At 61.9% G+C, this 20,038-nt stretch carries 16 protein-coding genes; 10 read left to right on the top strand and 6 right to left on the bottom strand.

Annotated elements, in window-relative coordinates:
- Positions 1–22: 22 nt before the first annotated feature.
- The 5 genes from serA to V3G39_08070 all read right to left on the bottom strand — a co-directional run bounded on the left by serA (position 23) and on the right by V3G39_08070 (position 5,636).
- On the bottom strand, positions 23–1,213 hold the full coding sequence (gene serA / locus V3G39_08090; GenBank protein ID XAS77978.1) for a phosphoglycerate dehydrogenase: 1,191 nt from the start codon (positions 1,211–1,213) through the stop codon (positions 23–25).
- A 56-nt stretch (positions 1,214–1,269) separates the two neighbouring features.
- Positions 1,270–1,785 carry a hypothetical protein gene (locus V3G39_08085; GenBank protein ID XAS78205.1) on the bottom strand — a complete coding sequence of 172 codons (516 nt, stop codon included), beginning with the start codon at positions 1,783–1,785 and terminating at the stop codon, positions 1,270–1,272.
- A gap of 210 nt (positions 1,786–1,995) precedes the next feature.
- Complete coding sequence (locus tag V3G39_08080; GenBank protein XAS77977.1) at positions 1,996–2,820, bottom strand: polysaccharide deacetylase family protein; 825 nt, start codon at positions 2,818–2,820, stop codon at positions 1,996–1,998.
- Positions 2,821–3,030: 210 nt separating this feature from the next.
- Positions 3,031–4,146, bottom strand: coding sequence for a glycoside hydrolase family 99-like domain-containing protein (locus V3G39_08075; protein ID XAS77976.1), 1,116 nt, complete (start codon positions 4,144–4,146; stop codon positions 3,031–3,033).
- Positions 4,143–5,636, bottom strand: coding sequence for a lipopolysaccharide biosynthesis protein (locus V3G39_08070; protein XAS77975.1), 1,494 nt, complete (start codon positions 5,634–5,636; stop codon positions 4,143–4,145). Before V3G39_08070 ends, V3G39_08075 begins: the two co-directional genes overlap by 4 nt.
- Before the next feature lie 123 nt (positions 5,637–5,759).
- Here V3G39_08070 and V3G39_08065 point away from each other — a divergent pair, with 123 nt between their 5' ends.
- The 10 genes from V3G39_08065 to V3G39_08020 all read left to right on the top strand — a co-directional run bounded on the left by V3G39_08065 (position 5,760) and on the right by V3G39_08020 (position 18,601).
- On the top strand, positions 5,760–6,824 hold the full coding sequence (locus tag V3G39_08065; protein ID XAS77974.1) for an NAD(P)-dependent oxidoreductase: 1,065 nt from the start codon (positions 5,760–5,762) through the stop codon (positions 6,822–6,824).
- The gene (locus V3G39_08060) at positions 6,821–7,804 is read left to right on the top strand and encodes a glycosyltransferase (GenBank protein XAS77973.1); all 984 of its coding nucleotides are present in this window, start codon (positions 6,821–6,823) and stop codon (positions 7,802–7,804) included. The genes V3G39_08065 and V3G39_08060 overlap by 4 nt, the downstream gene beginning before the upstream one ends.
- Positions 7,795–8,826 (top strand): RNA-binding protein, encoded by a 1,032-nt coding sequence (locus V3G39_08055; GenBank protein ID XAS77972.1) that lies wholly within the window; start codon positions 7,795–7,797, stop codon positions 8,824–8,826. The genes V3G39_08060 and V3G39_08055 overlap by 10 nt, the downstream gene beginning before the upstream one ends.
- Positions 8,823–9,572: an acylneuraminate cytidylyltransferase family protein gene (locus tag V3G39_08050; GenBank protein ID XAS77971.1), complete on the top strand. Its 750-nt coding sequence runs from the start codon at positions 8,823–8,825 to the stop codon at positions 9,570–9,572. The genes V3G39_08055 and V3G39_08050 overlap by 4 nt, the downstream gene beginning before the upstream one ends.
- Positions 9,569–11,821 (top strand): N-acetylneuraminate synthase family protein, encoded by a 2,253-nt coding sequence (locus V3G39_08045; GenBank protein XAS77970.1) that lies wholly within the window; start codon positions 9,569–9,571, stop codon positions 11,819–11,821. The genes V3G39_08050 and V3G39_08045 overlap by 4 nt, the downstream gene beginning before the upstream one ends.
- Positions 11,812–12,912: a glycosyltransferase gene (locus tag V3G39_08040; GenBank protein ID XAS77969.1), complete on the top strand. Its 1,101-nt coding sequence runs from the start codon at positions 11,812–11,814 to the stop codon at positions 12,910–12,912. Before V3G39_08045 ends, V3G39_08040 begins: the two co-directional genes overlap by 10 nt.
- Positions 12,913–14,006: 1,094 nt before the next feature.
- Complete coding sequence (locus V3G39_08035) at positions 14,007–15,041, top strand: acyltransferase (protein ID XAS77968.1); 1,035 nt, start codon at positions 14,007–14,009, stop codon at positions 15,039–15,041.
- Positions 15,042–15,159: 118 nt separating this feature from the next.
- Positions 15,160–16,407 carry a hypothetical protein gene (locus V3G39_08030; protein XAS77967.1) on the top strand — a complete coding sequence of 416 codons (1,248 nt, stop codon included), beginning with the start codon at positions 15,160–15,162 and terminating at the stop codon, positions 16,405–16,407.
- Positions 16,404–17,498, top strand: coding sequence for a glycosyltransferase family 4 protein (locus tag V3G39_08025; GenBank protein XAS77966.1), 1,095 nt, complete (start codon positions 16,404–16,406; stop codon positions 17,496–17,498). The genes V3G39_08030 and V3G39_08025 overlap by 4 nt, the downstream gene beginning before the upstream one ends.
- Positions 17,495–18,601 (top strand): glycosyltransferase, encoded by a 1,107-nt coding sequence (locus V3G39_08020; GenBank protein XAS77965.1) that lies wholly within the window; start codon positions 17,495–17,497, stop codon positions 18,599–18,601. Before V3G39_08025 ends, V3G39_08020 begins: the two co-directional genes overlap by 4 nt.
- A 23-nt stretch (positions 18,602–18,624) precedes the next feature.
- Here the strand turns inward: V3G39_08020 and V3G39_08015 are convergent, their stop codons facing one another.
- Complete coding sequence (locus V3G39_08015) at positions 18,625–20,034, bottom strand: polysaccharide biosynthesis tyrosine autokinase (GenBank protein ID XAS77964.1); 1,410 nt, start codon at positions 20,032–20,034, stop codon at positions 18,625–18,627.
- Positions 20,035–20,038 lie beyond the last annotated feature (4 nt).

Here is a 20,038-nt window from a genome sequence, read left to right as displayed (position 1 = left end):
GCCGTTGCCGTGTGCGGGTTTGTCAAAGGACCCGCAGCCGGATGGTCTCGGGGAGGTCGGTCAACTCGCGTACTGCAGCGTCGGGGATGTCTTTCACATCGGTGACCACGTATCCGTTGTCGCCGGACGTCGCGAGGGTCTGGCCCTCAATGTTGACCCCGTGGGTAGCCAGGACGCTGTTCACCTTGGCGAGCACGCCGGGAATGTTGACGTGGAGGTGGGTGACGCGGCGTCCGCCCGAGGCTGGTGCCGGGGTCAGCGCGGGCAGGTTGACGTTCAGCGTGGTGGTGCCGAGCTGGACGAAATCGCGCAGCTTCGTCGCAACGAACCGGCCGATATCTTCCTGGGCCTCCTGGGTGGAGCCGCCAACGTGCGGAGTAAGGATGACGTTGGGGATGCCCTGCAGCGGAGAGACGAACGGCTCGCCCTTGACTTTGGGTTCTTTGGGAAACACGTCGACGGCCGCACCGGCGATGTGACCGCTCATCAGCCGCTCACGTAGGGCCTCGTAGTCGACGACGAACCCGCGCGAGAGGTTGAGGAACAGGGCGCGCGGGCGCATCCGTTCGAACTGTTCGGCACCGAAGAATCCGGCGTTGCCGGATCGACCGTCCACGTGCAACGTGACGACCTCTGCAACGTCGAGAAGCTCGTCCAACGATTCGCAACGGTGCGCGTTGCCGAGCGCAAGCTTGTCTTCGGTGTCGTAGAAGAACACCCGCAGGCCGAGCATCTCAGCCACTACGGACAGCTGGCTTCCGATGTTGCCGTAGCCGACGATGCCGATCGCGCGGCCTCGGATCTCGTGGGATCCGGTGGCGTCCTTGTTCCAGACGCCGGCGTGCAGGTCGGTGTCCTTCTCGGTCAACCGCCGGGCCATCGCGATGATCTCGCCGATAACCAATTCGACAACACTGCGGGTGTTGGAGAACGGCGCGTTGAACACCACCACCCCACGCTCGGCAGCCACCTGCAGGGCGACCTGGTTGGTACCGATGCAGAACGCGCCTACGGCCTGTAGGTGCGGCGCGGACCGCAAGACGCGCTCGGTGACCTCGGTCTTGGAGCGCACGCCCAGCAGGTCGACGCCCTCCAACGCCGTGATCAGCTCATCTTCGTCGAGGGCGCCGGATCGGGTCTCGACCTCGATCCCCGATTCCTGCAGCATCGATACAGCAAAGGGGTGAATATTTTCCAGGAGCAACGCTTTCACGCCGCCATTGTGCGTGACCGCGCTGACATCGGGACGAGGTGTCCGAGCTTCGAGCGCTATCCCGAGTGCGCGGAACCTGTAGCTCCGATTGCCGGCAGGATGATGGCGAGTGCCTCGTCGATCTCGCGCACGGCCCGCCGCGCGGCCTCCGGGCCTTTCCGGTAAGGGTCATCTATGTCGTCGTCAGGGCGGGGTCGATCCTTCACTCGTTCGAGAAAAGCGACCGGGTCAGCACCACCAGGGAGATCACTGAGGAGCCGGGCTGCCTGCCGGATGAGGTAGGTGCGGCGGAACAACCCCGGTGTCTCCTCGACGATCCAAGCGTTCTGACGGGCGTCCGCCGTCAGGATCAACGTCGCCTCACGCAGGATCGACGTCGTCGCCTGTCGCGAGTGGAACCCAGCGGACGGTACGCCCAGTTCGCCCAACGCGTTTGCGACGTCAGTCATCACCCGGTCACTACGCACAGCCCGGGCTCCGCAGCTGGTGAATGACCAAGGCGACCCCTCCCCCGCACGATGACGCGAGATAAACTCAGCTGACGGGGATCTTGCAAGGTTGCCATCACACATGAACACCACGTAGTTAATCTCCACGGAAATTGTTTTCACGGAACTACTCACCACCCCTCGCTAAATGGCGCCAGCCAGCAGACACACGATCACCAAATATTGCCAGATTGTAGACAGTGTGCTCGCCCTCCAGACTTCATAATTAATGTGGCGCTCGCGGTCGCACGAAGCAGTTCCCGGCTACTGGTGGAGTCTCTGCGGGAGTCCAGGTCACACACTTTTGATGGGCACCTTAGACATCCCCCAAACTCGACCGATGGTGGTTAATCTAGGTGTAAGTATGAGTTTGTGGCCGGTATCCAGCGCATCTCGCAAGGACATCGCTTGACGGTCATCAGCGACACATCGCGCAAGGAAATCGCCTAAGAGGGCCGGCCGGTCAACATCAGGCTCGGGGCCATCATCAACGCCATCGGCCTCGCATGCGAATCCATCATGAGCAAGCACGATGTCGCCTTGACCACGAGGTGCTCGACTAGCGCTCGATGCCAAGCGCTCCTCATTTGGCACATCAACCCAATCCATGAAGCTTGGACCCCACAGTACCGAGCGCATTCCAAGATGGGCTACCGCACGAAGATTAGATGGGGACTGCGCGCCATAAGGTGGCCGATAGTATTCAATGGCCGTCTGACTCAGATCCTCTAGTTGTGCCTTTGCAGCCTCAAGGCGCTTAAGGGAGTCCCGGAAGCCGAAGCCAGGATTGTAGCGGTGGTCAGGCCCGTGCAGCGCGATGTGGTGCCCGGAGGAAACGACGGAGGTTACCATCGCTGGGCTGCGAATCGCTCGCCCGGTTAACATGAAGAATGACGCCGTGACGCTAAATTCATCGAGCACTTCCAGAAGTTTCTCCGTGACACCGGGAGTGGGACCGTCGTCGAAGGTAAGAACTGTGCACTGATCAGTTACGCCGGTTACTGAAGCATAAGCTGCAGGTAAAACCCGCGAAACCGCGTTTGATACCTTTCGATCGACTTGGCTCCGCGTCGGTATTCGGCGCCTGTTGGACGTCTTCTCTGACTTGATCTTAGACACGTGAGGTTTCACCTTTGCTAGTTGAGCCTTCCGAAGTTTCGGACTATTGCCGAGCCGCAACATACTTAGACGAGACCACCAGTGGAACCACTGACCAGTTGATCGGACGCTGATACGCCACGATCGCTTGCGAGGCTGGGTACACCCGATTCCCTTCGGTGAGTCATCAGAATAGACACGAGCTTTTTATGACAGTGATAACGTTTTTACTCAAGTGACATGCCCAAGTGAACGCGCACAGGCCTCGATCATCTGGCGACCCCATTGGACGGAGGGCTCGAGCGTCATTCCCTCGCCCCACTCATTCCAAGCGTTAATGGCCACCAGGCGCCGAGCACCGTCGCCTTCACCCTGCGGGGGCGCGACAGCCACCGCGCGGCGGATAGCTTCGCTCAGACCGCCCGGGGTCACGTCAGTGTAGGACGCGCGGCGAGTGCGCCGGCCCGTGTTGTTCCATCCGCTGATGACGAGCGGGATGGTGCCCTCGGGATATCGGAAATAATCTTTGTTTAGTTTGTCTAGGAGTTCCGAGTACGGAAAAAACCGATCTCGGTGCCGGTAATGACGTAGCGCTCGTGCTGGGGTGCGCAGGGAGGCACGGGCCTGGGCGACTCTCGATGGCACGGCGAACGTCTCACCCGTGCCTTGCACCCAGCAATCCAACCCAGCTGCTTCCGCAGCAGGCACGCCTAAGCGAGCAGCGGCTCCAACAAGATACAAACCGTAGCCTCGGGATGCTGCGAACTGCCGCCACTTCCTGAAGACAGCAAGATACTCCGGCACCTGAAGGGGGTTGTACACGAGTACAACGTGTCGACCATTCACCATGAAGTAGCGGGAGTCAGCGAACGAATCGACGATGCGCGTGATGTGGTCATCGTTGAGATGTTCGTCATATTCCTGCTTGACGATGACGTCTTGCGGGCGGCCCTTCCAAGCAAGCGTCCAGTCATGGTTGGCCCAGCCGAAAAAGAACGGGAAATCTGGCTTCCCGTCTGCCATGATGGCGTCTTCTACCTCTGGCAAGAGGCGTGAACCGGCGGAGTAATAGTGGTAAACACAAAGCGCCGATAATCCAGCGAGCGCTGCGAGCTCACCCTGACGCTCTCGAGTGTGCGGTGCTCGCAGGTCATAGAAACCAAGCTCAGACGGGGCGGTTAAAGTGCTCTCCGGCGAACGCCAGCCCCGATGAGCACGCAACACTGAGTTCCACTCAGTGAAGCCCTCGCCCCACCACGTCGAGTTCAGCTCAAGCGGGTAAAACTGCGGTAGGTAATACGCAAAAGCTGCCACCTCAGCGCCTGGGTCAGGCGTCACCGTCTTCACGTTCCTGTCTTGGATCGAAGCATGCGCATGAGTCCGCTCATCTGCTGGAGGTCTCGGCGAACAGGCGGGATGAAGATCAAGACCATCGTGACCGCCAGCTGTGTGAGCAGAGCTAAGAGAATAGTCTCGATCTGGCTTAGCGGCGTCGCGCGAACCACGAGGGCGGCCGCCAAACTGCCGATTGACGCTACGGCGAATATTCGCGCGGCGTTAAACAATAGCCCCCGCGTGCGTAGGCCCGACGCGACCTGAATGCGCCAGAAGGTAAACGGCAGAAAGAGCACCTGGGATGCCGCATAAGCTGCCGCCACCCACACGACTCCGAAGAAACTCCCAACCACCAACATTGCTGCCCGCACTATCGACGAGTAGATGGTGTATCGCAGTAATTCGTCAGTGATGTCGAGCGTTAAAAAGGCCCAATAAGACACAGTGCCGACAACTGAAACAGCCTCACCAATCGCAATGAAAGCGACGATAGGAGCCGCGCCAACCCATTGAGATCCCAAGGCGAGCGTTACCGATTGTTTACTGGTGGCAACAACAACACCCACTACGAGAAGCACCGGATATCCTACGGCGATCTGCGCTGATTCAAGTGTCCGCAGGAGGCGTGGCCTGTCATTTCGCACTCGCGCCAACACGGGTAAGGCGACGGTAGCGAACGGTGCACTGGCTTGCCTCAGAGGCATGCGCACAAGTTGGACACCACGATTGTAAAGACCTGCCGAGACCGCTCCGTAAAGCCTGCCGATAAGCACCGAGTCGATATTAGCTGTCGCATAAGTGATGACCTGCGTCGAAAGAACTGAGATGCCGAATCGGATAAAGGGCATCACATTCTCATCTTTATCGTATCGCGTCGGCCACCAACCTGCCGCATACCCAGTTATCACTAGTGATATTACGCCCGCCGACACCTGTTGCATGACGAGAGCCCAGTATCCCGCCCCCATAGCCGCTGTTACGATTCCGATCAGTAGAGCCAGCGCGGCTGAGCCTACGTCCGTGATGGCGAGGGTCTTGAACTTCATACGGCGAGTCAGGTCAGCTCGGTACTGAGTGCCTAAGCCCGACAGTAGAAAAGTAGGCGCAAACGCCAACGTGATGAAGACGAGTGCTGAGCGACCGTAGAAGTACGCGATCAGAGGAGCGCTTGCCGCGCAAATGATCGTCAATACAAAACCGATTGCTGAATTTACCCAGAATAGGTTGGACTGCATTTTACGAGATAGATGCTCAGCTTGAATCGCAGCTGGCGACAACCCGCAGTCGCGAAGAATTTCACCGACGCCAATCACAGCCAGTACCATCGCGACGAGCCCATAATCTTGAGGGGTCAGTAACCTGGCGAGGATGATAACCGAGCCGATCTGCAACAGCATTCGGATGGCCTGCCCCGAGACCGTGGATACCGCTCCTCGAACGGCTTTGCTGCCCAGACCTCGCTGATCGACGCCGAGCGACGTGCGCTCCGGGTTGTCATCCATAGGAAAGAATTACATCATCAATTTGGACTGAAGCTCATTTCGGTCTATCGCGGTATCGTGCGGCATGCCATTTTTCCGCGCCCTCATCAACCACACCGCCGTTCGGCGAGTGAGTTGGCTGCGATGAAGGTCCTGATCACTGGTGGAGTTGGGTTCATCGGGCAGCACCTCGCAACAACCCTGAGCGCCGCAGGACATGAACTCATGGCGCTGGACCTGCTGAGCGAACAGGTGCACATGGACCCGAAAGCTGCGCGAGAGCGTTTCCCTGGCGAGGTCGTCGTCGGCGACGTTTGCGACCCCGACACGTGGGCACGGTGCGGTCGCACCGACGTCATCGTGCATTTGGCCGCCGAGACCGGCACGGGCCAGTCGATGTACCAGCAGGACCGCTACCGGCAGGTAAACGTGGGAGGCACCCGGCTCGCAGCGCGTGAGGCGGTCCGCCGGAACGTGCCCCTGATCGCGGTGAGTTCACGCGCGGTCTACGGAGAGGGCGCGCGTGCCGAACCTGACGGGGCCCGCACCTACGACGGTGTCGCTCGAGATGGCTCCTCGCCGGTGTCCTCCCATGAAGACGACCCACATCGTCCTGTATCCGTGTACGGCGAGACGAAGTCCGAAGGCGAAGATGCAATCGCGGCCGAAGTCGCAGGCGCGGTGCCAGTGACGATCCTGCGGCCGCAGAACGTCATCGGCGCAGGGCAGGCACTACACAACCCATATACCGGCGTTCTTGCGGCCTTCCTCGCTTGTCTCAAGGAGGGGCGCGATATCTCTGTCTATGGCGATGGATCGGCGACGCGCGACTTCGTGCACGTCACCGACCTGACCGCCCTCATCGCCTGGGCCATCACGCATCCGAGCGAGGCCGGTGAGGGAGCACGCGTGCTAAACAGCGGTAGCGGGGTGCGCACCTCATTGCGCCAGCTCGCCGACTACTCCGTCGCAGCAACGCTCGGCTCGAAGGTCGACATCGTGCACGTCGACGTGCATCGGGCCGGCGACATCCAGGACGCCTGCGCTGACCTGACGCGCGGCCGCTCGCTCGGAGCACCTGAGCCCCGATGGAGCACTCCCGACGCCGTCGCGGACTTCGTCCGATCTTCCTGGGGCCAGCAAGGCGCAGACTCCAGCTCGTGGGACGTCGCATTGGACGAGCTACGGGACCGCGGACTGACCTCGTGACCTCTCGCCGCGTGCTGCTGGTGAGTCCGGGATTCCACGGATACTGGCAGGCGATTCAGGGTGCGCTGACCGCACGTGGTCACTACGTCACAACGCACGTCTACGACGTGGCCCCGACCTTGGGTTCGCGAATAGGCAACAAACTGCTGCACGACCTACCCGACTCGTTGGTGCCCAGCCGGTTACGCAGTGCGGTGACGGATCGTGCGATTTGCGCGCTGCGGGCCACGGATCCACAGGCGGTGGTGATTGTCAAGGGCGATCTGCTCGAAGACGCTTTCTGGCAATTGCTCGACGAGCGACGATTGCCCCGAGTGACGTGGCTCTACGACGAAGTACGTCGCACCCAGTACACCGAGTCTGGTTTGAGCTCAATCGGGCCCCTCGCGACCTACAGCGCAGCTGATGCAGAGACGTACGGCGCACGTCATCTTCCGTTGGCGTTTGACCACCGCACCCAATTCGCTGCCCAGCCGCAGAAGGCTGTCACCTTCATCGGCGCGCGGTACCCCAATCGAGAACGCTCACTTTCCGACCTGCGCGACCAGGGCATTCCGGTGCGCGTGTACGGGCGGGACTGGTCACGCAAGGTGAGCGATCGCCTACGCACGCACACTATTCACCCCTGCGATCTGCCGTCGGGGCCCACCCTCACCCGAGCCGAGGCATATGGCGTAATGGCCGGCAGCGCGGCAACTCTGAACCTGCACGGTGATCAAGACGGATTCACCATGCGAACCTTCGAAGCAGCCGGAACCGGTGGGGTACAGATCGTGGATCGGACCGATGTCGCTGACCTTTACGAGATCGGCACCGAAGTTCTTGCCTTCTCATCATCCGACGAACTCGCCGAGCAGAGCGCCCGCGCAGTCCGTGAGCCGACGTGGGGCAACACGCTGCGTGAGCGCTCCCGCGCTCGCACTCTCGCCGAGCACACTTTCGACCATCGCGTAACAATCCTGGAGTCGTTGTGGGGCTGAACCATCCGCATGACCTGCAGTCCTGGTCCCAGTGGCAGACATCGCAGCACCAACTCCTCAATCGCGCCCGTCAGCTTCGTCACCGCGCCACGTCACAGCAACTGATTCTCGAACTGCCCACAGACGTTCCCGCTCAACTCTTGGTCGCCCTTGACGTCGTAGACGGACCGAAGGCCGACCGGTTACTCAGTCCCCTCAACGACCTCGCGACTGCCACATTGAGCGAACGCCCGACCGCGAAGCCCCGCCCCGGCATGCGGCGGGTCCCGCAGTCGGTAACCCTCGAGTCGATGAAAGTGCTACTGCCCGGGGTGCGCGCGGTGATCTCCCATGGTCACTACGAATCCGCTGGTTTTGTTGCACATTGTTGGGCGGAGGAGACCGAACATGCCCAATTGATCGTTCAGCACGGTCTATTGACACCGTTTCAACCGCCGTTGCCCGAGCATGCTCACCTTCTTGCCTGGTCTGCTGCCGATGCTGAGTTCTGGGCTAGCGGGCGCGACGATGTCTCTGCGACCGTTGTGGGTTCGCAGCTGCTGGCTGACGCTGCGGCCTCCCCCGCTGCCACCGCAGGCCGCGACCGCCCGCCCGCCTACCTCGGGCAGTTGCATGGCGCCGAGCTCCCGCGACGAGGGATGGCCCGCGCCGCCTTCACCTTCTGTCGCGACAACAACGCGACCTACCGACCGCATCCCTCCGAGATCGACAAACTCTCGCGCGCCCAGCACGCGCTGTGGGAACGGCGCGGAATCACCATCGACCGCCGCGGGACTCCCCTACGTGAGCACAACGGTCCCGTCGTGGCTGCGTTCTCGACCGGCGTGCTGGAAGCCGCTGTGCGAGGGGTGCCCTCGTTCGTCCACTACCCTGAGGCGCCGATGTGGCTCGCAGAGTTTTGGGACCGCTACGGCATGAAGCAGTGGGGCGAAGAGCCCACGCCGGCTCCTTGGACCGGCGCTGATCCGGCGGCCGCAATCCGCGCAGCGGTGATGGATGTCATTGGAAGGAACAATGGGTGAAAACCCTCTGTGTGATCCCCGTGCGGGGCGGCTCAAAAGGTGTGCCCGGCAAAAACCTCCGCGAGGTAGAAGGTCGACCGCTGGTCGTCTGGACCATCGAGCAGGCTCTCGCTGTTGACGGCCTGCACGTGCTGGTCTCAACCGACGACGAACGCATCGCTGAGATCGCACGGACTGCCGGCGCCGATGTGCCCTTCCTGCGCCCGCCCGAGCTTGCCCAGGACGCCACCCCGACTGAGCCCGTCGTCCAGCACGCCATCGCCCACCGCGTCGCGCATGGGTCACCGCCGGAGGCCGTGATGCTGCTGCAGGCAACCTCGCCGCTGCGGTTGCCCGGCACCCTCGATCGCGCCATGGCACAGTTCCAGGCATCCGGAGCTGACTCCCTTGTCGGCGTTGTGCCCTTCGCCCCGTTCTTCTGGTGGGCGGGCGATAGTGGCGCGGCCCCGCGCGCGGACTATGAGGTAGCTGCTCGGCCCCGCCGCCAGGATCTTTCGCCGCTACAGATGCGCTACCGCGAGACCGGCTCGCTCTACATCACCCGACCCTGGGTGTATGCCGAGCAGAACAACCGTCTCGGCGGGCGTGTCGAACTCTTCGTGATGGACGAAGTCGAAGGCATCGACATCGACACGGAGCACGACCTGCGCCTCGCAGCCCATGAGCTGCGCCGCATCGCCGAGCGCGGCACTACGTCAGGCAGCGTCACCTCAGACCACAGCAGTGCAGCCGGGAGCAACCAATGATCATCGAACGCAACATCGCGCCGTACATCGTCTTCTCCGAAGATCCGATCGTCCGCGCGCTGGGCAAGATCAGCGACAACAAGGAACGCATCGTCTTCTGTGTCGGCGCGCACGGGCAGCTGGAGGGTTCGCTGTCCGATGGTGACTTCCGCCGCTGGATCGTCGCGAACCCCAATGCGGACCTGCAGACCGCTGCGGTGCAGGCCGCCCACCGCGATGTCGCCAGCGCCCGCTTCGGCACCCCCACTGCCACGATGCGGGCCGGCTTCAGACCCGGCGTCACCCACCTGCCGCTGGTGGACGAACAGCAGCGCCTGGTCGCGATCGCGATCGACCGGGCCGATGAGATGCGCATCGGCCGGCACGCGATCGGACCGGGTCACCCGTCGTTCCTGATCGCCGAGATCGGCAACAATCACCAGGGCTCGATCGACCTCGCCAAGGAACTGGTCGATCTGGCCGCCGATGCGGGCGCGGACGCCGTCAAGTTCCAATTACGCGACATGGCAGCCCTGTATCGCGGCCCCCAGGGTTCGACGGCCGGGGAGGACCTGGGTGCTCAGTACACGCTGGATCTGCTCGCGAAGTTCGCGCTCGATGCCGACCAGCTCTGCGTGGTCTTCGATCACTGTCGCGACCGCGGCATCGACGTGATGTGCACCCCGTGGGATAGCCCGAGCGTCAAGGCGCTGGCCGCCTACGGAATCCCTGGCTTGAAGATCGCTTCGGCCGACCTGACCAATCACGCGCTGCTGCGTGAAGCAGCGGGTTACGGCATTCCGCTGGTGATGTCAACGGGCATGTCGCGCGAGGACGAGATCCGAGAGAGCGCCGCTCTGGTGCGCTCCACGGGCGTCAGTTTCGCGATGCTGCACTGCCAGTCGACGTACCCCGCGCCCTTCAAGGACGTCAACCTCGCCTACATGGACCGGCTCGCCGAGATCGGCCAGTGCGTCGTCGGCTACTCCGGCCACGAGCGCGGTTACCACGTGCCGATCGCGGCCGTGGCCCGCGGCGCGCACATCGTGGAGAAGCACTTCACCATGGACCGTTCCCTGGAGGGCAACGACCACAAGGTGTCGCTGCTCCCGCAGCAGTTCGCTGAGATGGTCAGCCGGATCCGCGAGGTCGAGGAAGCACTGGGTACAGCGGAGCCGCGCCAGGTGTCGACCGGGGAAATGATGAACCGCGTCACGCTCGCCAAGAGCCTCGTGGCCACGCGCGCGATCAGTGTCGGCGAGGTCATCACCACTGAGGACGTGACGATCAAAAGCCCAGGGCGTGGCCTACAGCCCAACTCACTGCCCAAGCTGATCGGCCGCACCTCGCGGCGCAGCATCACGGAGGGCGACTTCTTCTACGACGGCGACCTCGGCGTTGCTCAGATCGACCGGCGCGTCTTCTCCTACCGGCGGCCGTGGGGTCTCCCGGTGCGGTACCACGACTTCCGTTCACTGGTCAGCGGCTCCAACGCCGACTTCGTTGAATTCCATTTCAGTTACAAGGATCTCGATCTGGACCTGAGCGAGATCTTCCCCGAAGATGCTGATCCCGCGCCGTACTTCTTCACCACCCACACCCCCGACTTGTTCAGCGGTGACTTCATCCTCAATTTCGCCAGTGAAGACCCGGCAATCTGGGACCGCTCGATCACCGAACTGCAACGCGTCATCGACATTACCAAATCGCTGCGCCCGCACTTCACCTGTGTGCAGGACCCACTGATCGTGGCCACCCTCGGCGGATTCACCGCCGATGCGCACGTCGACCCGTCCCAGCGGGACCGGATGTACGCCCGCATCGCCGAAGGGCTGGACAAGGTCGATGAGGCCGGGGTCCGCCTGACCGCGCAGACCCTGCCGCCCTACCCCTGGCTGATGGGCGGGCAGCAGTTCCACAACCTGTTCCTGGACGCGCGCGATACCGCCGCGTTCGCCGAGAAGTACGACCGCAAGCTCACCCTGGACATTTCGCATACCAAGCTGGCAGCAAACTTCGCCGGCCGCCCGTTCAGTGAGTACATCGACTTGTTGGCGCCGCACACCGAGCACCTGCACCTGGTGGACGCAACGGGTGTCGACGGGGAAGGGGTACAGATCTCCGACGGTGAAGTCGACTGGGCATCACTGGCGACCCAACTCGACAGAATGGCACCACACGCCGCATTCATCCCCGAGATCTGGCAAGGACACGTCGGTCAGGGCGAAGGATTCTGGGTGGCCCTGGACCGCCTAGAGGCATGGTTCTGAGCGCAGGAACACCACCCCACAACGCGACGGCCGTTGAGCCGCTCGCGCTGTGGGTGCTTCCGGTCAGCAACCTTGCCGGCGTCGCTCGACACACACTGGACGCGTTGGGCGCCGGAATCCCAGGCTGGCGCGTCGTCGTGCTCGCTCCCCCAGGCCCGCTGGTAACCGCGTTGGAAGAGATCGGCGTCGCAGTTGTCGCCGATGCCTTCGGTCCCGCGGCCGGCCTCACTACCTCCATCCGCACCTTGCGGCGCGTCTGCAGGACGCTGCGACCAGCCGTCGTGCACACCCACCTGGCGTACGCCGACATCGTCGCCGCGCTCACCCCGATGCCTGGTGTGAAGCGGATCAGCACCGAGCACGGAATCGCGGCAGACGACCAGATCTACCAGGGCAGCAACCGCAAAGCACGGATCATGCGTCGCGTGCATCAGGCCCGGCTGCATCGGGCCGATGCGCTGATTGCGGTATGTCAATCCACCGCCGAAACCATGCGGACCAACTGGCACACCACTGCGCCGATCACGGTCATCCTGAACGGAGTGAACCCCCCGGCCGAGCGCAACAACCGCCCCCCGACCTCCGATCCGCACGTCTTGTCGCTTTGCAGGCTCGCGCCCGAGAAACGGATTGACGCGCTTCTGGAGGCATTCGCCGTGCTCGTGCGCGACCACCCCGGTGCGCGGTTGACCGTTGCTGGCGAGGGCGAGCTCGAACAGCCATTACGAAAACTAACGGCGAATCTTGGTATCGCCAACAAGGTCAACTTCCCGGGCATCGTTGAACCGTCGGAGGCACTCGCCACGTGCGACGTTGTTGTGCAGCTGTCGGTTTGGGAGAACTGCTCGTACACACTGCTGGACGCTGTTGCAGCAGGCGTGGGGGTAGTGGCGAGCCCGGTAGGGGGTAACTCTGAAATCCTGCCCAGTCGCTGTCTCGTTGATTCCATAGACGTACAAGAAATCGTGCACACAGTCGTACAGCAGGCGACATCGGTGTTGGTCAGGCCCACGTTGGGCACGTGGCTGACATGCAAACAGATGTCCAGTGCGATCTCAAGCGCATATTCTGCTCAGATCTCGGTGGACTAGCCCTTCCAGGCCCACAGAGCGCCGTGCCCCCAGTAGTTGCCCTCGCCGTGACCCGTCGCGAAACCGGCCGCTGCCATCAGCTCAACCGCCGCCAATCGCGCTGGTAGCGACGGAGCCAGGAACCGGTGCTACTCCATGGCGATGACCAGGTGGTCGAGCTCAGCAAACCGTGGATCGGCCAAGATAGACCACTCTCCACCCTCGATGTCGATCTTGGGCCGAATCTGCTCTGTGCATAAAGGGAAAGACATCAACACCGTCATGCTCGACGTCCTCTGCTCTCGTGTCCGAATCGTCGACGATTTGCGCTCTTGACCCTGCACCCTCGCGAAATCGCACCGGATCGTCGTGGGTCATCGCGCACGCTGCAATCAATTCAGCGGAGCTTTTTGCTTCCCTTACCCACTGACGCAGTGCAGGCAAATTCTCGTCGCTCGACTCGAAGGCGGTGATCGGGCATTTTTCGAATCATCCGGCTGCCCAGACACTGAAGATACCGACGTTGGCACCGATGTGAAGGACCCGCAAGCCAGGTAGATTCAGCCGGGCGGCTAACTCAGCCGGCGGCTCGTACTCCTTCGTAGCAAACAACTCCGATAACGCTTCCAGATCGCTACCGTGTTGCATCACTACTGCAACTCCAGACGAGCGAGTTTTATATTCGCGTCTCACCGCGGTGTAGAACCTCGCCCAACACAACGCGCCCTGGTGTCGTGGTTACAAGAGCAGCTCGCACGAACCGGGACAGAAGCCTACCTTCGCGGCCGTTGAGCGAACACGCGGCTGAAGCAGAACTTTTGACACCCCAGGCGTGTTCGCGACGGACCTGCGTCGGTTCATAACGCTCATTGGCATGTTGCACCTTTCGCGGAAATTTCGTTCAGAATGGCAGTTCGGCATCCGGCTCGCGAAGGATCGTACCGCGCGAGTCGCGCCGACGATGCTTGAGTCGGTAGCCTGCCACCGTCGAAAATAGTCGGATTAAACCCGTCTGCCCGAGGCCAGCCGTCATAGGTCAGCTCGGTAGGCATTGAAAGGACAGCATGCCGTCACCGCCCTTATCGGCAGTAAAGTCGACCCCGACCCTCACGAAGTTGGGATTCGTACCCGCACTGGATGGCCTGCGGGCGGTAGCCATCGGCTTGGTCATCCTTTATCACCTACACCTTGGGGCATTTGCTGGTGGAAACGACGGAGTGGACGTCTTCTTCGTGCTGTCCGGATTTCTCATCACCACACTGTTGATTCAAGAGCGGAGTCAAACTGGACAGCTGGACCTTCCACGGTTTTACGTACGCAGATTTGCCCGCCTTGTTCCCGCCCTCGCGATCGTGCTGATCGGAGCTACCGCGCTTCTCCTCATCTCCGGAACAACAGAGAAAGGTTACTTCCTCGCGACGGCGTCGGCCTTCCTCTATCTGACCCCGTTCACGCGACTCCTACTGCACCTGGACGGCGTATACGATTACACGTGGACCCTCGCTTTGGAGGAATACTTTTATCTCGCGTGGCCAGCGACGCTCATCTTTATGATGAATAGACGATGGTCTTGGAAGCAGTCTTCATTCGCGCTTGCCCTAATTACAATCTTTCTTTACAGCACATATGCGATCTTATTGCTCGACGGTACGGAGATCAGCCTTCTGCGGGTGGCCGGGATCTCCGCCGGATGCGCATACGCGTTTGCACACAGGCATCTACCGAAAGTCTCACAACCCGGCTTTCTGACGAGTTTCGGACTCATCTTAATTGCGAGCGGGACTGCCGTTGGCGCGAATCAGTCTCAGTGGTCGATTGCATTCCCAGTCGTTGCTTTGGGTTCCATTTTGACCATCCGCGGAGTCGCATCGGCGAAGACGTCTACGCTCGGGAAAGCGCTCGGGTGGGCACCTGTCGCTTATTTAGGTGCCATAAGTTACGAGCTCTACCTCTGGCATTATCCAATCTTTTTATGGTTCGAGCGAGCGCTCGACACAACGCCAGCGCATATGTGGTGGGCGGCTGTTCCAGCAGCCCTACTGTGCGCCGCTGGAACGCACGCGCTTGCTGTCAAGGTGCAGCGCAGAGTGAACGGCGCGTGGAGGTCTCGCGGCAGGTCCAGCCCGGAGAGCCAACATGCAGTCGGTTAGATCGACCTCTGGTCCTCCCGACCCTTCCAAGTTCAGACCATCGGCTCGTGAGCGGTAGTGTCGGCGAGGCATCAGTGCCCCGATGCTCTCGAACCACACCCACTCGAAAGCGGCACGCATGATCACACCCGACCGCATAACTCTCGAACATCGGCAACCCAAAGTGCTGCACGGGGTTGACACGCTGCAAAGGTTGGATAACCCGGCTGTCATCTCGACGACGATCCCCGTTTTTCTGGTGATAGCGACCCTCGGCGCGGATAAGACCCAGGCAGGCACGACGATCCCGATTGCGTCGTTACTCCTCGGCGCGCTCGTCATGATCTCATCTTTCGTCAGGCCCATTCGCGGGCTCTTGCGCCCGAACTGGGGCGTTTGGCTGACCCTCGCTATCCCGATCTGGATGGCAATCACCACCGCCCTCAACGGGGTGAACGGCACGAAGCGGGTGGTCAACATCGGGATGGAAGCACTTCTGATTCTGGTCATCTCCTCAGGACGGGTCTGCGTGATCTCAATTGCACGAGGTGCTGCGGTCGCTGTCATCGCTGGAACCGCGTGGGCCTACGCAACCTTCAGCCGTTCCAGCTACCCGGGACGTCTTACCGGGGGCTGGGGTGACCCCAACAATGCTGGAATGTGCATTCTTGCGCTCGGCGCAATTGCGATTGCCTACTCTCGGACGAACCGGACGCGGGCCTTAATCGGCATATTCTGCATTGTGGGAGTTGTCGGCACGCTTTCAAGAACTTCGCTGTTCGGACTGCTCATCGTGGGAATCTGGGTCACTGCCGGCGAGCGAATTCCAACATGGATTCGCCTCGCCGTTATTGGTGTACTTATCTGGTACGTAACGACGTTGCCGCAGAGTGACTTCACGGCAGGCGCGTTTGCTGGACGAGAGGGCAGCGACGCCCTTCGCCAAAGAATCGACGAGGCAGCTCAAGCGTCAGTCCAAATCCACCCCTTGACCGGAAATGGTGCGGGAACCGCCCAAACTACGGTCCAAGGAGAGACGTTCTTCTTTCACAATTCATACGAAGCACTTCGAGCGGAGGGGGGGTGGATTCTGCTTGGGCTCGTGGTTCTTCTGATCACGCTAAGCCTCTTCGCCCTGCTGAGGCTACCCCGCGAATACCGCAACAGGTGGGTTGAAGCGTCGTTGATCGGACCTCTCGTGTGTGCAATCAGTTTGGGAGAAGTATTTCTTGCCCCGCCTGTTATGCTGGCCGTCGGCGTCGCCCTTAGGCATATCGCAGTAAGTAGACGCCGGATGAATGGTGGCTTATCCGACCCCGAGTCTGTTAATCAGGACGCCGATCTATCCCAACAGATCGTTTGGAGCGATAAGCTTGCCCACGCATGAACCGGTATAGTAACCCGTTCCCGGCAGGCTTGGCCCTGATTGCGAACAACGGCGATATCGGGGGTGGTGAAGTCATGTTGTTGGAGATGGCCCGACTGGCTCGCGGAGCGGACGTCGATGTCCGGGTGATTGCACCGAAGTACCCTCCAGAAATTGTCGACGCAGCACGCGCGGAAGGATTTATCGTCCTGCAGTTCGAGGGCATTACTCGGCTCCAACAAGCCCGATCACTGAGGAGGCTGCTGCGAGGGAGCTCGGACGTCCTGTGGTGCAACGGTCTGGCGCCGGCGCTGGCGACCACCGGCCGCCGCAGACGAGTAGCTCATATCCATCAGTTGCCCACCTGGAAGCACGTCGCTACCGCTCGGGTAGCCGCCATCCGGGCCCGATGCACTCTCGTGCCCTCCCAGGCCATGGCCGACCTATTGCCGACGTCGCGCGTCATGTTGAACTGGACCTCACCCCTGGAGGTGACGGCACGCCCCGACTCTCAGGGTTCACCGATGATCCTCGGTTACCTGGGCCGGATCACCTGCGCAAAGGGGGTCGACGTGCTGCTGCAGGCTCTGAAAATCCTCGAAGACCGTAAAGCGGGGCGATTCATCTTGCGGATGGCTGGTGATGCGCGATTCGCCCCTTCCGCAGACTCCGTGGCCATTGACGCTGCCCTGCTCCCAGTGGTCCACCTTGTCGAGCAGCTCGGCTGGGTGGACCGTGCCGACTTCTTCTGCAGTATCGACCTGGCTGTGTTCCCCAGCACTGTCCGCGAGCCCTTCGGATTGGTCGCCGCAGAAGCTATGTCGGCTCGGGTCGCGTTTGTCGTAAGCGATTCGGGAGGACTTCCCGAGGTCGCCGGGCCAGACCATCCGTTTGTAGCACGCGCCGGTGACCCCGAGTCGCTCGCTGATGCCATCGAGGCGGCCTCGAGCTTTCGGGAGGCGGACCCGGATGGATTTGTAGGCATGCTCGACAATGCTGCACATCGATGGGCCGATGAATTCTCCCCCGCGGCTGGACGGACTCGTTTTTTGCAGATCCTGCAGGAATTTGGCCTCGTATCCATTACAGCGAACGAGAGACCAACGGTATGAGTGCTCAGCAGCCGATCGTAGCGATTGCTCACGATTACCTCACGCAACGAGGTGGAGCCGAGAGGGTCGTGCTGGCCATGCACCGGACCTTCCCTGACGCAAAGATCTATACGACGCTCTACTCCCCCGAGACGACCTTTCCGGAGTTCAAGGATGCGCAGGTCATCACCTCCCTTCTCAACAAGGTCGCGCCACTGCGACGAGGGCACCGAGCTGCGCTTCCGTTGCTGGCAAGTGCCGCTAATCGGATCCGCATACCCGCTGATGTGGTGATCGCCTCCTCCAGCGGTTGGGCGCACGGCTTTCGCACGGAGGGGAAGATGCTCGTCTACTGCCACTCCCCCGCGCGGTGGCTCTACCTCACCGACCAGTACGTCGGCAGATCAGCCAGGCGCAGTCCCCGCGGCATCGCTGCGCTCGCGTTGAAAGCACCACTGATTCGCTGGGATCGCCGCGCCGCAGGACGTGCAGACCATTACTGGGCTAATTCCACCGTGGTGCAGACGCGGATTAACGACGTCTACGGCCTCGCGTCCGAGCTGCTGCACCCGCCGTCAGGTATCGATGCCACCGCACCTTTGGAGCGCCCGCAGGACGCCCCGGACGGGCCGTTCCACCTGCTGGTGGCCCGGCTGCTGCCCTACAAGAACGTCGACCGTGTGCTGGCGGCTTACACCGGCCGCGCGGAGCAGCTGCTGATCGTCGGCGACGGGCCGATGCGCGAGCAACTCATCCGCCAGGCCCCGCCCAACGTTCGCTTCGCGCACCACCTGCCGGATGCACAGCTGCGGTGGTGTTACGCCCACGCGCAAGTGCTGATGGCGGCCAGCCACGAAGATTTCGGGCTGACGATCCTGGAAGCGGCCTCCTACGGCACGCCCGCTATTGCGTTACGTGCCGGCGGGTTCCTCGACACGGTGCGGGAGGGCGAAACGGGGGTGTTCTTCGATGAGCCCACGGCCGCGTTGATCTCACAGGCAATCGACCACTTCATCGGGTCGACGCTCACCAAGGAAACCGTCATCGAGCATGCCGCGACCTTCGCTGAGGAGCGCTTCGCCGCTCGCCTGCGCGAGAAAGTCACCGAGATCACCTCACGGTGAACGTGGTGACTTCTCGCCGAAGGTCATACCTTCGCGCGACCCTTGCCCTTCTGCTTCGCACGACGCGACTGGTCTGCGTCCCCGCTTTCGCTGGAGTAGCCGCCGTAGCCGTACCCGTAGTAGGCCGACCCGAGGCCCTTAGCGGAAGCTCGGTTGATGACCGAGCCCAGCAGACGCGCGTTGATGCGCTCCAGCGCACCCACTGAGACCTGCAGGTGGTCTTTGGTCGTCTTGCCCTGCACCGTCACCAGCAGCACTCCGTCGGCCGCGTGGGCGAGCAGACCTGCGTCAGTCACCGGCAGGATCGGTGGCGCGTCAATGATGACTATGTGCGTTTCGCGCAGGGTCTCTATCAACGCGCGCATCCGCTCCGACCCGACCAACTCTGAAGGGTTCGGGGGTACCCGCCCTGCGGGCAGCACGAGCAAGCGCTCGGTGGTGACCTTCTGTAACGCGTCCTTCAGCTCCACATCACCGGCCAGGACTTGCGAAAGACCTACCGACCCGTCGATGTCGTAGACATCCGAGACGGTCGGACGCCGCAGGTCGGCATCGATCAACACGGTGTCGGTGCCGGCATCGGCCAGCACCCGCGCCAGCATCGCCGCGACAGTCGACTTGCCCTCACCCGGGTTCGGGCTGGTCACGACGATCGCCCGGGGCGGGTTGTCGACGTTGACGAACCGCAGGTTGGTACGCAGCTGGCGCAACGCCTCGCCGGCGTGCGAGTGCGGGTCGGCGTCGCGGCGGGAGTCACCCTTCAACGCCGGGGTCTTCGGCAGGATGCCGAGGGTCCCCGCCCCGGTGATGTCTTCGACATCTTTGACGGTGCGTAGCTTCTGGTCGAGCATCACGCGCAGCGCAGCAAGCAGTCCGCCCAGGACTAGGCCCACGACGAGTCCGCCCGCCAGATATTTCTTGACACTAGGGCTGACGCGAGCGCCCTGTCCGCCGGCTACCTGAAGTGGCACCACGCGGATAATGGAGGGTGCCCCACCACCGGCATTCTCGACTTTCTTGACGGTGGCTGCGGTCGCGGCCAACGCGGCGTTGGCGATCTTGGGGCAGTCCGAGGCCGTACTGCAGGTCGCGGTCACCGTGATCAATGCACCAACGGTTGAGGCAGTGGCGGTGATGTTGCCCGCAACACGACCCACTGGAATACCGGTCGTTGTAGCTACTTCCTGCGCCACTGGATAGGAGTTCACCAGTTCGCTGTAGGCCTGCGCCTTCTGCTGCGCGACCTGCGTGCCGTTGATCGAGTCGGCCAGGTTGGAGGAGCCACCTACCTGCACGAAACCGGACGCCGTCGATGCATACGTCACGGGGAGTGTGGACTCATACGCGAACGCCGCCACGATGCACACCACCACGGCCGCAATAAGAATCTGCCAGTTGGCGCGAACAATCCGGATGAAATCGACGACGGTCACGTGA

Source organism: Dermatophilaceae bacterium Sec6.4, from assembly GCA_039636865.1.
Classification (GTDB): Bacteria; Actinomycetota; Actinomycetes; order Actinomycetales; family Dermatophilaceae; genus Allobranchiibius.
The sequence above is the reverse complement of the archived record's forward strand: the minus strand, read 5'-3'. Positions and strand labels throughout refer to the sequence as shown.